Raw genomic sequence first — 16,291 nt, 5'->3', positions numbered from 1 at the left:
ACCTCTCACTCTATCTGCAATATCAACTTAGTGTGATTTAGAAACAGACACTTCTTCAGGATCTGCATATACCGCTGGAGCTTCATTTACTGTTGGTGTAGGACTCGCCAATGCACGACGAATTGCGCCAATAGCGGCAAACAGCATCACAATCGCAACAATCATAAAGAATGCACATAGTGCAGCATTGATTTGATTGGACAATACAATGGTTTGCATTTCTTCAAGTGTTTTGGCTGGTTTTAAAATTTCACCATTGGCAATTGCTGTTGAGAATTTATCCGCCTGAGCCAAGAATCCAATCTTAGGATTAGTATGGAAGATTTTTTGCCAACCCGCAGTCATACAGGTAATGAATAAGAAAATTGTTGGGATAATGGTAACCCATACATATTTCTCTTTCTTCATTTTAAATAAAATCACTGTACCTAAGATCAAAGCCATTGCCGCAAGCATTTGGTTACCAATACCAAACAAAGGCCATAAGCTGTTAATACCACCAAGTGGGTCGACTACACCTTGATAAACAAAGAAGCCCCATCCCGCAACAGCAACCGCTGTACCGATCATATTCCCCACGAAGTTGTGTGAGTTTTTAAGTGCTGGAACAACGATACCCACCGTATCCTGTACCATAAAACGACATGCGCGAGTTCCAGCATCGACTGCAGTTAAGATAAACAGCGCTTCAAATAAGATCGCAAAATGATACCAGAACGCCATCATTGAACGATTATTGAAAATATCCGTGATGATATGAGCCATACCAATTGCAAATGTTGGTGCACCACCAGTACGCGAAAGAATCGTACTTTCACCGACTTCTTTTGCCAGCAAGCTCAATGTTTCAGGTGTAACCACAAAACCAAGTGTACGTACTGCTTCTGCCGCGCTTTCTACTGTAGTACCCAATACTGCCGCTGGCGCATTAATCGCAAAATAAACACCCGGTTCAAGCACTGTTGCACAAATCATTGCCATGATTGCAACAAATGATTCCATTAACATACCGCCATAACCAATGACACGAATATTGACTTCGTTATCAATCAGTTTAGGTGTAGTTCCAGACGAAACTAAGGCATGGAAACCAGAAATCGCACCGCAAGCAATGGTAATAAATAAGAATGGGAACATGGATCCAGCAAAGACAGGACCTGTACCATCGATAAAATGCGTAACAGCCGGCATTTTTAACATTGGCATTGCAACCATAATACCCACTGCTAAACCTGCAATTACACCAATTTTTAAGAAAGTTGATAAATAATCACGCGGTGCTAATAACAGCCAAACAGGTAATACTGAAGCGACGAATCCATAAATGATCAAAGCCCAAGTGAGTTGTGTTCCTGTTAATGTGAAGAATGGTCCCCAATAAGGATCAGCGGCAACATTTCCACCATAAACAATTGCAGCCATCATCAGAACAAAACCAATGATAGATACTTCAGCAATCTTACCTGGGCGGATATAACGCATGTAAATGCCCATAAATAAGGCAATTGGTATCGTCGCTGCAATACTAAACACACCCCATGGGCTATGTGCAAGTGCTTTTACCACTACCAATGCCAATACAGCAAGGATGATAATCATCACGCCTAATGCACCAAGCATGACCACAACACCAGCAAATGAACCAAGCTCTTGCTTTGCCATTTCCCCAAGTGAGCGGCCATCTCGACGTGTAGAGATAAATAAAACCAAAAAATCCTGAACCGCACCTGCAAGAACAACCCCGACTAAAAGCCAAATTGTTCCGGGTAAATAACCCATTTGGGCAGCAAGAATAGGTCCAACCAATGGCCCCGCTCCTGCAATAGCAGCAAAGTGGTGGCCAAAAAGTACATATTTATTGGTCGGAACATAATCCAAGCCATCTGCTAAACGATGTGCTGGAGTTAATCGCCGAGAATTTAGTTCAAAAACTTTATTGGCAATAAATAAACTATAAAAACGATATGCAATGCTATAGACACATACCGCTGCAAGTACTAGCCAAACCGCATTGACATGCTCACCCTTGCTCACCGCAAGTATTCCAAAAGATACTGCACCAATTATGGCGACAATCACCCAGATCAATTTTGATAAGGGTGATGATTTTGTTTGAATATTTTCCATTAAAACCTCACATCTTGATTACAAAAAGCAGTTCCATTGTTTTTATAAAGCGTAATGCATTTCCGTGACTCATTCCTTGGTGACTCTACTCCTCATTTTTTTGTTTTCATCTAAGACTTTGGCATTAAAACTGATCTGAATATGTACTATTAGCATGACATCACAATGACTTAAATCGTGACTTTGTTATTTTTATCATTCATATAATAATTCGACTATCTGACTCTACTATTAATTATGGGCTATCATTCTACGACTTTAGTCGAAAATTTAGCCGTTATTCTCTATTTTATAAAAGCTTTTACCCTTAGAAAGGCTTATACAAACTCTAATCTAAATACAATAAAAAAGGGATGATTTTCATCATCCCTCAGCTTCTTCATTTTTCAAAAAATGCTTAAGCACGCTCTAAGTAATCACCAGTACGAGTGTCTACACGAACGCTTTCTTCTTGCTGTACAAATAATGGAACACGTACAACTGCACCTGTTTCAAGTTTAGCTGGTTTACCACCACCACCTGAAGTATCACCACGTACACCAGGATCAGTTTCAACGATTTTCAATACAACGAAATTTGGCGCACTTACGTTTAATGGAATACCATTAAATAGCATAATTGTGCATTTTTCGTTTGAATCGTCTTTCAACCATTTCGCAGCATCACCCATTGCAACTTTATCAGCAGCAATTTGTTCAAAAGATACGGGATCCATGAAGTTCCACAATTCGCCATCGTTGTAGAGATAATCCATTTCTACTTCTACAATATCAGCTGCTTCTAGAGATTCACCTGATTTAAAAGTTTTTTCTAATACTTTGCCAGATCTTAGGTTACGTAGTTTTACACGGTTAAACGCTTGACCTTTACCTGGTTTTACATATTCGTTTTCCATGATTGAACATGGGTTACCATCAAGCATAACCTTTAGGCCAGCTTTGAAATCATTTGTAGAATAATAGGCCATGAAAGGCACACTCCGAACTTACTAATTTAAATCTCTACTGCGATGCTATCAGCAAATCACCCGATTTGTGATAGTGATCATTCCAAACAGCAAAGAATGTATTTTACATTTTTCGTATTCTAAATGAGCAATACATCGTGAAGCAATGAAAAATTACCCATGTTCGGTCAGATTGAGGGTAAAATCTTCGATTCATTGGTGATTCACTGCTGTTCAATACAAATCAACTGTACTGAAAGCATTTTTCCATTGAAATATTTCAAATTGGACCTGACAAATTCAATCTGAACAAGCAATACAATCCGCTTTCCCTATCTCCAACTATTTATCGCACGTGGCATGTTAAATTACTTATATCAAGAGCAAAATTGGCAATCTCAACTCAGTGATTTAATTACTGACCCAATAGAGCTGTTAGAAACACTTGAACTTTCTAAAGCCCAGTTACTGTCTGGCGCTATCCTCGCGTCTGGACAATTTAAACTACGTATACCGCGCGCATTTGTAAAAAAGATGGAGGTTGGAAACCCCCTAGATCCGCTTTTACTACAAGTTTTACCACATCATCTTGAAATGGAAGAACATGAAGGCTTTATCATAGATCCTCTTGATGAAGAACAAGCCAATCAGATTCCTGGATTATTACACAAATATAAGTCACGTTTTTTACTTACCCTTACCGGTGCTTGTGCCGTACATTGCAGATATTGCTTTCGTCGTCATTTTCCTTATCAAGACAATTTACCTAAAAATGAAGATTGGTTGAACATTAAAGGCTATTTAGAAGATCATCCGGAAATTAATGAAGTGATTTTGAGTGGTGGCGATCCGTTGACGCTATCTAATCGAAAATTAGCCATCTGGATAGAACGTCTAGAATCTCTCAGTCAGATTAAAATCTTGCGAATTCATTCACGAGTTCCAATTGTAATTCCAGAAAGAATCGATGAAGAGCTAGTTTCTTTATTGAAAAACAGTAGGCTACGTGTAATTCTAGTGGTACACTCAAATCATCCAGCAGAATTAGATAATTTGACCTGTTCAAAGTTATCTCATTTAGCAAAACAAAATATTCTTGTGTTGAATCAAGCAGTCTTACTTAAAGGTGTGAATGATTCTGCACAAACTCTTGTTAATTTGAGTCAACGACTTTTTGAAGCACAAGTTTTACCCTACTATCTTCATGTTTTAGATAAGGTAAAAGGTGCACATCATTTCGATTTAGGGGCGGAAAAAATTGATCAGATCTATAAGGATGTATTGGCCAGTTTACCGGGTTATCTAGTTCCTAAACTGGTTCGAGAAGTCGCGGGAGAGAATAATAAAACACCGCTTTTTGGAGTCACAACCTTTTAAGAGTTGAAATACTCATGATAAATAAAGAAATTTCAGAAATTTTTCAAAATATCACGGTTCTACAACGAGAAAGTCTAAGTTTTGCAGAAAACTCTGTGGCGTCTGTCAATGCATGGGTGGCCACACTTTCTATTATGCAACTTGGTGACACCTCAGAGTCTGTCTTAAAAGCCATAAGTGAAATCAGTGAATTAGATTGTAGCGAAATGCTACGCTTTGACTTAATTCAAGTTTTACATCCAATTACAGAAAGTATTTTATCTAGCCTTGAAAAAAATATCTTAAATCAAGGTCTTTCTCAAAATGCGCGTATTGAACATATTATTGATCTTTCTTCTAGAATTCGCACCTATTTTGCCAACGTGTACATCAATATTGTGCGAAGAAGTCATCAAACACTAGTTTCAAATAAATTCTCATTTTTTAATTTCAAAGAAAAACGAAATTTACAGACAGCACGTACACTTGCAACCTTTTATGCTTTAGAACAGCTTGGTTTATTATTAGTTCAGCAACAAATGCTCTACAGTGGTCCATTGACCCATCAATGGTTAACCACCCACCTTCTTTATGAGCTCGCTGTTAAGAATCAAGAATTTAATATTAATATCAATCAATTACAAGGCACACATTTTACCATTCAAAATATCCAGCAAGCCTATGCACAAGTACTACTTTTGGATATTTTTAATACGCATCAGATTCGTCCAACAGAAACACAAGCGCTTTATCAATGTACATTTGATTGGGTTAAACTTATTCAAATATTACCAAGAGAAACCAGTTTATCGCGTTATGTGATTGATGGCTCAAAAGACGTTCCGCCCATTTACAATCGCAAACAACATGCTAACTTTCGGACTTCTTTGTATATTTCTACACAGAATCTGCTGGAACATATTAATTCAACGATTCATAAAGATGAATATCTGTCTAAAAATGAACAGATCTATTTATCCGCTGCATTAAAGTTTCATGTGCAAAATGTCTTGGGTACGACAACTGAACGTCAACATGAGCGCTATGAATACTCTGCACAACTTCAAATTTGCTTTAGCTTACAAACAGCGCATTTCTATTTATCCAAAGCTAAGAATTTCTATGAAACACTCAATTTAAATAACAATTATGCATTTCAGTCTGAATCCAATATCCATTCATCTATTTCAACAGGCTCAAGCACCGCATCAAACTTAGGACAAATTAAAAGTTTAGACCGTGAAGCAAAACAAATCTATCAAACTCAAGTACTAGACATTAGCGTCAGTGGTTATCGTATTCGATGGTCAGATGAAACCCCACGAAACTTAAGAACAGGGGAATTTATCTTGGTCAATGAAAGCCTCAATGACAAATGGAAAGGTGCAATCATTCGTTGGATCAAACAGTCTGTTAAAAAAACCTATGAAGTTGGTCTAGAGGTTTTAGCCCAAGATATTTACCCATGTGCAGTAAAAGTTCCAGCAGATCGCTCAACCATTAACTACCACCCTTGTCTTATGGTTCAAGTACAAAATTTGAATGAATCAAATATTTCTATTATTTTGCCAAATTTACCGTTCTTCAAAGAACAGCAAGCCATTTATTTACGTTTAGACACTGAAGAAATTAAAGTGTATTTAACAAAAACACTGTTAATTACCCAGAGCTTTATTCAGTTCGAATTTGAATTGATCAATGATGAAGAAAATAATCGTATAGATCAGTTCATTCAACACCAATCAGCCAATTTGAATAATCAAGATGTATGGGAAGCTTTAAAGTGAGAAATCTATTATTATCGAAAAAATTAAAACTGTCTGAAACTAGATTACTCATTATTGATGATAACCAAATTCGTTATAATCAAATTATTGATCTTTTTCAAAGTAAGAATCATCAAGTACAAGCGATATTACTTGATGATTTAAAAAGTTTTGAAAAGCAGCTCAATACTTCATGGGACTTGATTATTTTTGGTCGTGCTTATGACATCAAAATTGAGCAAGCTATTACATTGATTCAAGCCTCTGCTGATATTGATCTACCTGTTTTGTTCTTAAAACCTGAAGATTATCAAACCAACCAATATCAATCCTATATTCAAAAAGGCATCTATGATGTAGTTGACTTAAAATATACCGATCGTTTTTATATTAGCTTAATTCGTGCACTGTCTTACAGTCGCACCTTACAAGCGAAAAAACACCTTTTAAATGATCTTGAAAATGCCAAGAACCAAGCTCAAGCCTTGGTTGAAGAACAGCACAAAGCAATTGCCTTAATTCAGGAAGGTATTCATACCCAAGCCAATACTGAATATCTGAAATTGTTTGGTCTAAAAGATGAAGCAGAAATTATTGGATTGCCTTTATTAGATATTTTAAAGCCTAAGAATATCCATGATTTTAAACAACGTTTTAAAAAGATTTCTCAAGGTAATTTTGATTTAGCACGTTTTGAAATAGATACCCTGAATAGCGATGCTAAATCAGAAAATCCTTTGAAAATTGAGTTTCTTCCTTCAGATGAAGAAGACTGTATTCAAATCACCATTGAGAACAATTCTACAAGTCAAGCCTCTCAAGCTCACTCATTCGACTCTGCTAAAAAAGGAATGAGTAGTGTCGCTAGTAGTTACCAAAAAATTCAGTATGCTTTAATTAATCAACCCGCTAAATCCAATGCTTTAGTCCTTTTTAGCTTCGCCGCTTGTCCTGAGAATATTTTAACTTCGCCTTGGAAAACAGCTATTCAGTACTTAGAAGGCTTTAAAAATTTTATTCAAGAACAAACCAATAGCACAGTATATCAAATTGATATGTTATTGTATGCTGTTATTTTACAAGCAGAATCATAGACGATTTTAGAGTCACGCATCCATGGACTTCATGCTTTAGAAAAGCCACAATTACTTGAGATTGATAGTCATACTTATCCACTGAATATTAAGATTGGATATTCAAATATACAGCAAAACAACTTTACAGAAGCAAATTTTGAGGATGTTTTAGAACAAGCCTATGATCATCGTTTAGCAAAAAAAGAGTCTGTATCAGACCAACAATTAACCGCAACTTTACAAGACACTAAAATTGAATTGTCATTGGTTGAACAAAAGTTAGATGCTGAACCATTGCAGCTTCAAAGTGACCCGATTGAACCTACAACAAAATCTCAGCTTGAAAATACATTGGTAGAGAAACAAGAACAAATTAAAGAAACTCCAGCGGCTCATATCTTTAAAACCTCCGCTATTCTTGGTCAAATTGCACAATCTCTTGAAAAAAGTGAGATTCAGCTAAAATACCAACAACTTTATGACAAACAAGATAGTAATTTAAATACTTATGAGGTTAGTAGCGGTTTTATTTTTGAAAATCAGTGGAAAAAAGTAAGTAATTTAATTGATTTAGATGATGATATTGAACTTTCAATTAAATTAGATCGCTGGATATTAGTTGAAGCATGTAAGCAATTACATAACTTTATCACCCAGTATCCAGAAGCAAAATTAATCGTTAATTTAAATCGCCATGTCCTATTTCACGACAAGCAGTTCCCTGAGCTTATTTCTAAACTCTTAACGATTGTTGGAAGCCGTCAATCCCATCCTCTGATTTTACAATTTGATGAAGAGGATATAGCAAAAAATATCATTGAATCTCACAAGCAAATTGGTGTTTTACGTGATCATGGTGCCGAAATTTCAATTCGACGTTTTGGTTCTAGTATTTCAAGTGAAGCTATCTTAAAACAATTGGATGTAAATTTGTTAACACTGGATGAGAAGTTTACGCAGCAGATGAATAGTGAGGCCAGCATGACTCAATTCCAACATACCCTGGAAAAATATCACACTATTAAACCAATTGAATTTTTGCTGAAAAATTTAAATGATATGAACTCTTTTGCAAATGCTTGGAATGTAGATGTAAGATACTTACAAGGTGAATATTTTCAGAAAAAATTGGACCATTTAACTGACGTCCAAGATCAATAAAGCATAATATCAAAAAAGGTTGAGCGCCTAAAAAACTCAACCTTTTTAATTGATAACATAAATAGATTAAAAATGGATAAAATTCAGCAAAAAAAACGGGCTTTAGCCCGTTTTTTATGTTTTGTCGTATTAACGTTTAACAGAACGTGACATACCAGCAAAACGTTGTTTGAATTTATCGATACGGCCACCAGTATCAACATTCTTCTGTTTACCAGTATAGAATGGGTGACAAGCTGAACATACGTCTAAATAAAGTGTCTCTTTACCTAAAGCTGAACGAGTTTCGATAACGTTACCACATGAACAAGTAGCAACTAATTTTTCATATTTTGGGTGAATATCGGCACGCATGGTCGATTCTCCTAAGTTAAGAAAGGTTTAGCTGTCATCGCAATTAACCACTCTCAAAATCTAATAAAACTTTGAGGAAAGCAGATTTAAATTCTAAATCAGCAGATTAACACCATAACAGACCATTTCTTTTGGCCCACCGAGACTATAAGCGTCAGAGCTAAGCACAACAAGTGGGCAAGATTATACTTGAAAAATTTATAAATTGCGAGCCACTTGATTAAAAATCAATATAATTTACTCGTCAGTATGTTTTTGCTTAGACCAATAGTTAGCAATCACTCCACAAACCATTAACTGGATTTGATGGAAAATCATTATCGGTAAAACTATCATGCCTAAGGGCTGTCCAATAAATAGAATCTGCGCCATAGGTACACCACTGGCAAGAGTTTTCTTCGAACCACAGAAGAATATCGAAATCTGATCTGCTTTACTAAAACCAAGCCATTTTGGAACATACAAAGCCAACAACATAATCACTGTGAGTAGAATTGAACATGCTAAGGTTAGATAGATCAATGTAGATAAGCTGACCTGATGCCATAAACCAGCAACTACTGCCCCACTAAATGCACCATAGACCACCATCAAAATAGAGCCTTGATCGAAAACCTTGACGATCTTTGGCATTTTTTGCATGAGTGGGAATACATACGGGCGTAATACTTGTCCTAATACAAATGGAACCAACAGCAATAAGGTAATTTCTATAATAGAAGATGTTGGGTCATAATTATGTTTAGATTGACCAAAAATGAATAAGCTCACTAAAATCGGAGTAATAAACATACCAATCAGGTTGGAGAAGGAGGCACTACACACTGCCGCTGCCACATTGCCTTTTGCAACAGAGGTAAAGGCAATGGATGATTGTACTGTCGATGGCAAAAAGCACATGAACAGAAAACCCCAATACAATTGTTGTCCAAGCAAAGGTTCAAGCACAGGTTTTGCCATTAGGCCCAATAGTGGGAAAACTAAGAAGGTAAAAGCAAAAACCAGTGCGTGCAATTTCCAATGCAAAACCCCCTCAATCACGGCTTCACGTGATAATTTTGCGCCATGTAGGAAAAATAAAATCGCAATTGCAATTGTAGTGATTTTTCCAAAGATAAGCGCTGCCTGTCCTGAAATCGGAAAAATAGAAGCTAAAACCACCATTGCGATTAAAAGTATCGTAAAGCGATCTAATGCTAATAATTTCAACATTTTCATAAGCAACGTCCTGTATTCTAAACATGAAAAAGCCCAGTAGTTAAATTTTACTACCAGGTAAAATTCAATCTTACTGAGCGAAATAAATAAAGCTATTCATTTGGCTAAATATTCACTATTTATTTACGACACATCTCAAGTTAATTTAAGGCCTATTGATATTTCTTTGCTAAATAAGCAATAGACCCTCATCATTTTTTTAATGATGGGGGCTGTAGACATTTCATAAATGGCTTGCGTTGTAGGTTAAAATTGAGCATGAGACGTATACGTCGTAAAGCATGAATGAGAATAGCGAGACTATTTTCGAGTTCCATAACATAGGCTGAGATAATTTTAGCCACAACCCTGAGCAAGAACAAAGCACGGCTTTGTTTGCAACGCAAGGCACAGCGGGGACTAGCATGTTTTTACCGGTACATTGTTACCTTGCGAAACGATGTTTTTCATCATTTAGAATGGCTAAATTTCGTATCTCGCGCCTAGTATCGCCTAAAAAACACACCTAGTCGCAAACGTAGACAAATTGTCAACGGCCCCTAATTATTTCGAGCATCTTGATCTTGTTGGATCAATTCAATTTTATAGCCATCTGGATCCTCAACAAAAGCAATGACTGTGACACCACCCTTCATAGGACCCGCTTCACGTACCACATTACCACCACGTGCTTTGATCTCTTCACAGGCTTTATAGGCATCATCGACACCAATAGCAATATGTCCATAGGCATTGCCTAATTGATAACTTACAGTATCCCAGTTATGGGTAAGTTCTAATACAGTATGATGCTCTTCATCACCATAACCCACAAATGCTAAAGTAAACCGCCCTTCTTCATAATCACGTTTACGAAGTAATGTCATACCGAGAACTTCAGTATAGAACGCTAAAGATTGTTCTAAATTGCCTACTCGTAACATGGTATGCAACATGCGCATGATTTATTTTCCTGTTTAGTCAGATATTATCTGCCAATATAGGCAATACAATTCAATATTTCAAATTATCTATATTTTGTCAGATCAATGAGACAATCTTCTGGATTATTTTTAAGCAATAACAGCTTATTTTAGAAGAACACTACAACTTTATCTTTAAAATAAACTATTTGAATGTGTTAGCAATCCAATGGTTCAAACTCTCATCCTGTTAAAGAAGCCTATTTTATCTATAAGATAAAATAGGCTTCTTGTTATCCTCATAAATCTATCTTGAGTAATTCAGTCGCTTACTCGATGGATTGATTCATCTTTTGCGCTTGATGTTGTCGCAACAATTTTCCAACCCATAACACAAGCAATAGGATTGGAATACCAATTAAGGTGGTCATTAAAAAGAATTTAGGATAACCAATGTGGGTAACAATTGTTCCAGAATAGCCACCTAAAATCTTAGGTGTAAGCGTCATCAATGAACTAAAGATCGCATATTGAACTGCTGTAAATGACACACTGGTCAAACTAGACAAGAACGCTATAAATGCTGCACCCGCTAAACCCGAAGCTAAATTATCAACAACGATAGCAAAATACAGCCAACCAGAACTATATTTTTCAATCACTTTACCCTTAATCTCAACGGCTGCAGATGAATCTGCTTTGATCACTGGAAGTGGTTGAATATCCACATCGATATCACTTTTTATCGCTGTTAATTGATAGCTTTGTTGAGTACTCAATGCTGCTTTTGTTTGTTGATAGTTTACCACAGCTATCACGTTTTTTGTGCCAGAAGCATATAAAGCTTTACCATCAATCGCACCGCTAAATAAACCATCTCTATCTAATTTTGCTGGGTATGTTTTGTCATCGAGTTTAAGTGTAATCGGCTGATCTGGATTAAGCTCAGATACAGGTATTCCCGCAATCTGCCCCTTAACCACAATACTTTGCTTCGCTTCTGTTGCAGATAATTGATTATCACTAGTGATAGGTAATAATTGAATTTGAGCCTTGGCTTCTTCTTTTAGATAGGGCACCGTATATTCATTTGCAACAGCCTGATTAACCAATGCTGCTTTAATATGAATGGTATTTTCCCCTATCAAGTCCTGACCAGGCACAGAAACCTTCCAATAACCTACTTCATCAGGTTGAGCTTGAAATTTCTTATCGCCAATCTGTACAGATACTGCTTGCATCGGTGCACCAGATTTCACCAATCCAATAAATATTAAATTAGTTGAGCTTGCTAAAACTGCACCCACAAACATCAATTTCATAATGTTCATACGTTGTGCAAGTAACCCCCCTAAAAAACCACCCAATAGACTAAAAATCACCCCGTAAATTTTAACAGCTTCTGCAATTTGTTCTTTGGTAAAGTTTAAATCTTGATAGAAAACATTCGAAATAACACCAGCAATAATGTCTGAAATTCGATAAAAACCAATCAATAACAGTAAAACCAATGCCAGTTTTACCCCATAACGCTTAAAAAAATCAGCAATCGGGTTAACCCAAGTCTCATAGGCCATCTTTTTATTAACGACACCAAAACGTATCAACGATGTAGCAACAAGAATTGCACCGAGACCTGAGCCTAAAAAACGCACAGCTTCCATTAAAAACTTAAGCAAGTTGTCTTCGACTTTCCAAGTCGCTTGTAAATATTGAACCATGTCATCAGAGTAAATATATAAACAAACAAAACTCGCCACAGCCAAGATAAAAACCAAAACCAAACGATAGTAATCAATATTTTTATAGTGTTTATCAACTCGATTAACCAAGGGTTCTCGAATCACTAAGGTTGTGATAATGCCCACCAGCATCACCAGTGCCATCGTTAAATAAGTATATTTCCATGCTTCATAAATATAGTTCCCTTTTGCAGTTCCCAAAGAAGCAGCAAGGAATAAAGCGCCCGCACCAGCAAGAATCATCCCTAAACGGTAGCCTGCGTTATAGGTCGATGCCAACACCGTTTGCATCTCAGTTTCAGCCAGCTCAATTCGATAGGCATCAATCACAATATCCTGTGTTGCTGCGGAAAACCCCAGTAATACAGCCCCCACAGCCATTTGGTAAATATAACTTTGGCCCAAAGCGGGATCAGAAAACGCCATAATACAAATCGCACAGATAATTAGTACTTGTGCAATCAACAACCATGCGCGTCGCCGCCCCAGTCTTTTGGTGAGTATCGGGACGGGTAATTCATCAATCAGTGGCGCCCATACAAATTTAAAAGAATAGCCTAGCGCAGCCCAACTAAAAAAAGTCACTGCACTTTTTTCAATTCCGGCCTCACCTAGCCATAAAGATAAACTTGAGAAAATTAGCAGAATGGGAATACCTGCCGAAAACCCAAGAAAGAGCATAATTGCAGCACGCCGATCGATAAAAGCGGCAAAAGCAGATTTCCATCCTTTTTTTGCTGTGGAATTCTGCTCAGCTGATTGCTGAGATAATTGCGTTGTCATTGCGTTGTTATTTTCTGAAAAATGAAATAGTGCTATTCAACCGCTTAATGCTTAGAGTTTCAATCACTTTTATGCAACTGATGAGCGCTTTTACAGATATTTCCGCTTTTGGCGCTTGATCTTTACCCCCAATCCTGTATACCTTTAACTTTTCAACCCATATAAGTTTTGGATTTCACCTGTGACCCAAAGACACGATCAATTAAGCTCTACTACTGTTTCAATTACGACGACTGCAACCCCAATACAAAAAACTGAAACGATTTTTCCATCTGCTTTTGATCAAACGGAAATTCAAAACACGTTGACACAAACCGCACTAAAATCAGAACAACTGACGCATATCCCCAATCTGAGCAAGATTCCTACGTCAACCAAGAGAATCAAGCCTTTAAATAATTTCTTAGGGCAAGATCGTGCCAGAGCCTCTGTAGAAGCAGGGATTGCTTTACCTTATTCAGGTTACAACATTTTTGCTGTGGGCACGGCAGGTCTTGGAAAAAGGACCATGATCAAGCGCTTGTTGCAACAACATGCCAAAACTATGCAAACGCCTGATGATTGGGTCTATGTTTATAATTTTAAAAATGCGCGACAACCGATTGCCCTTCGTTTTCAAGCAGGTCAAGGCAGTAAGTTTCAAGCTTTAATCCACCAAGCTTGGCAAACCATTCTTAAACAACTTGAACGTCGCTTTAGTGCAGAAACGTATCACAATCGTATTGAACGCATTCGTCAGATTACGGGAAATGAGCAACAACTCGCTTTAGTTGAACTGACCAAAGAAGGCGAAGACCTCGACCTAAAACTGATTAATCGTAACGATGAACATATTTTTGTGCCGATCCATGTCAAAGATGACAAAATATTGGAAATGTCACAGGAAGATTTAAATGCGCTTGACAGTAAACAGCGTGCAGAAATTAATTCCAATATGCGTTATATGGATAAGAAACTTGAACGGCTTGGTCTTCAGTTAGGTGATTTAGAAGATGATGCACGTGATCAAGTTTCTGAACTGAATCGTGATATTGCCAAACAAGTGGTAATTCCTCGTATTGATTTAATTTTAAGTAAATTTAAAACCGTAAATGGACTAGATCAATATTTAAAACATTTTGCTGCTGATATCATTGAAAATGTTGAAACGATTCTAGATCAAGAAGGTGAAGAGTTCTCTCCTGCTTTATTTAATCGTGTTCCTTCACGTTACCAAGCCAATGTCGTAGTGAGCAATAAACCGAATTCTGGTGCACCGGTTATTTTTGAAGACTTCCCAACACATTACAATTTACTTGGACATGTTGAACAGTTGACACAAAATGGTACGATTACCACTGACTTTACTCTGATTCGTCCAGGCTCATTGCATCAAGCCAATGGTGGTTTTTTAATTTTAGAAGCGGAACAACTGTTAGAACAGCCTTATGCATGGCAAGGTCTAAAACGCGCATTAAAATCAGGACAATTAAAGTTATCTTCTCTTGAGCACATGCTGACTTTAACAGGCAGTATTTCAATTGAACCGGCATCTGTGCCACTTAACTTAAAAGTGGTTTTATTGGCAGAACCTGAAATTTATTATGAAATTTTAGAATTAGAGCCAGAATTAGGCAGTGTTTTTAAAATTCGTGCTGATTTTACCGACACTCTGCAACGTAATGATGATAATGAGCAAGCCTATATGCAACTGATTGCAGACTATGTTCAACAAGATAAATTACTGCCATTTGATCGCTCTGCATTGGCAGCGTTATTAACAGATTCAAGTCGCCAAGCTGAAGACCAAAGCTCATTGTCTTTACATGCTTTAACACTTGGTGATTTAATTCGTGAGTCACATCATCATGCAGCGCAGTCGGACGAAAAGTTAGTTACGTCTCATCATATCAATACAGCCCTGAAACATCGTCAATACCGCTTAGGCTATTTAAGAGAGCTCTATTGGCAAGACTTGTCACGTGGCACTCAGTTAATCGAAACTCGTGGCCATCGCTTAGGTCAAATTAATGCTTTATCTGTGATCCAATATGCCGACGTTGAGTTTGGTTTACCTTCACGCTTAACCGCTTCTGTATACCAAGGTGGTGGTGACATTCTAGATATTGAACGTAGTGTGGAACTGGGTGGTTCATTACACGCCAAAGGCGTCTTGCTCATGTCGAGCTTCTTAAAAGCACATTTTGGTCGTGAACAGATTTTGCATTTTTCTGCTGCCCTCGCCTTTGAACAAAGTTATGGTCAAGTAGATGGTGACAGTGCCACAGTTGCAGAACTCTCTGCGTTAATTTCTGCGATCTGCCAATTGCCTATCGATCAATCTTGGGCAATCACAGGCTCAATGAACCAATTGGGTCAAGTTCAGCCTATTGGTGGAGTTAATGCAAAAATTGAAGGATTCTTCGACGCATGTAAGCTACAAGGATTAACCAGCAAACAAGGTGTGATTATTCCTCGTCAGAATATGCAGCATTTGATGCTTCGTCATGATGTGATTGAGGCTGTCAATGAAGGTCAATTTCACATCCACGCAATTGACACTATTGACCAAGCTTTAGAAATCCTAATGGCGCGCCCTGTTGGTACCTTAGACAAGAAAGACCGCTATACCAAAGGTTCAATCTATGCAGCAGTGATGGCACAGCTTGAATATTGGCAGGCATTGGAAGATGGTGTTGAAATAGAACAGAAACCAAAGAAAAAGAAAAAAAAGAAGAAGGAAAAAAAACTGAAAAAGGCTGAAGCTGAAGCACCAACTGTCTTCACTGAAGAAAACCAGCTTGAAGTTGTGGCAAAGCAGAATAAACGAAATTCATCTTAAGTTGATTGTTAATTTACAGCCTCACATAGACAAAGCTTT

Annotated in this window: 9 protein-coding genes and 1 pseudogene; 4 read left to right on the top strand and 6 right to left on the bottom strand. The window is 37.3% G+C overall.

Features of this window, described 5'->3' with window-relative positions:
• Nucleotides 1-27: 27 nt before the first annotated feature.
• Together ACG9ZL_RS16310 and efp are read right to left on the bottom strand one after the other, a co-directional pair.
• Complete coding sequence (locus tag ACG9ZL_RS16310) at nucleotides 28-2,127, bottom strand: carbon starvation CstA family protein (protein WP_336953186.1); 2,100 nt, start codon at nucleotides 2,125-2,127, stop codon at nucleotides 28-30.
• A 397-nt stretch (nucleotides 2,128-2,524) separates the two neighbouring features.
• Complete coding sequence (gene efp, locus ACG9ZL_RS16305; protein ID WP_004721246.1) at nucleotides 2,525-3,094, bottom strand: elongation factor P; 570 nt, start codon at nucleotides 3,092-3,094, stop codon at nucleotides 2,525-2,527.
• 339 nt (nucleotides 3,095-3,433) lie between these two features.
• Here efp and epmB point away from each other — a divergent pair, with 339 nt between their 5' ends.
• From epmB to ACG9ZL_RS16290, 3 genes and pseudogenes are all read left to right on the top strand, one after another.
• Complete coding sequence (gene epmB / locus ACG9ZL_RS16300; protein WP_419328295.1) at nucleotides 3,434-4,450, top strand: EF-P beta-lysylation protein EpmB; 1,017 nt, start codon at nucleotides 3,434-3,436, stop codon at nucleotides 4,448-4,450.
• A 14-nt stretch (nucleotides 4,451-4,464) separates the two neighbouring features.
• Nucleotides 4,465-6,216 (top strand): cyclic-di-GMP receptor FimW-related protein, encoded by a 1,752-nt coding sequence (locus ACG9ZL_RS16295; protein WP_336953190.1) that lies wholly within the window; start codon nucleotides 4,465-4,467, stop codon nucleotides 6,214-6,216.
• Nucleotides 6,198-8,432: pseudogene (locus tag ACG9ZL_RS16290) on the top strand (EAL domain-containing protein). Before ACG9ZL_RS16295 ends, ACG9ZL_RS16290 begins: the two are co-directional and overlap by 19 nt.
• A 129-nt stretch (nucleotides 8,433-8,561) precedes the next feature.
• Here the strand turns inward: ACG9ZL_RS16290 and rpmE are convergent.
• The 4 genes from rpmE to ACG9ZL_RS16270 all read right to left on the bottom strand — a co-directional run bounded on the left by rpmE (nucleotide 8,562) and on the right by ACG9ZL_RS16270 (nucleotide 13,431).
• Nucleotides 8,562-8,786, bottom strand: a complete 225-nt coding sequence (gene rpmE, locus ACG9ZL_RS16285; RefSeq protein ID WP_004721254.1) for a 50S ribosomal protein L31 — start codon at nucleotides 8,784-8,786, stop codon at nucleotides 8,562-8,564.
• A gap of 237 nt (nucleotides 8,787-9,023) precedes the next feature.
• Complete coding sequence (locus tag ACG9ZL_RS16280; RefSeq protein ID WP_419328293.1) at nucleotides 9,024-10,004, bottom strand: bile acid:sodium symporter family protein; 981 nt, start codon at nucleotides 10,002-10,004, stop codon at nucleotides 9,024-9,026.
• A 539-nt stretch (nucleotides 10,005-10,543) separates the two neighbouring features.
• A complete protein-coding gene (gloA, locus tag ACG9ZL_RS16275; RefSeq protein ID WP_419360749.1) occupies nucleotides 10,544-10,945 on the bottom strand; it encodes a lactoylglutathione lyase in 402 nt (133 codons plus the stop codon).
• A gap of 290 nt (nucleotides 10,946-11,235) precedes the next feature.
• On the bottom strand, nucleotides 11,236-13,431 hold the full coding sequence (locus ACG9ZL_RS16270) for an AmpG family muropeptide MFS transporter (protein WP_336953195.1): 2,196 nt from the start codon (nucleotides 13,429-13,431) through the stop codon (nucleotides 11,236-11,238).
• A 181-nt stretch (nucleotides 13,432-13,612) separates the two neighbouring features.
• On the opposite strand from ACG9ZL_RS16270, the gene ACG9ZL_RS16265 reads away from it, so the two are divergent.
• Nucleotides 13,613-16,252, top strand: a complete 2,640-nt coding sequence (locus ACG9ZL_RS16265; protein WP_419330211.1) for a Lon protease family protein — start codon at nucleotides 13,613-13,615, stop codon at nucleotides 16,250-16,252.
• Nucleotides 16,253-16,291: the final 39 nt, after the last annotated feature.

This window comes from Acinetobacter legionensis (assembly GCF_048551735.1).
Taxonomy (GTDB): domain Bacteria; phylum Pseudomonadota; class Gammaproteobacteria; order Pseudomonadales; family Moraxellaceae; genus Acinetobacter.
Note: the sequence above shows the minus strand (reverse complement) of the source record. Positions and strands in the feature narration are given on the sequence as shown.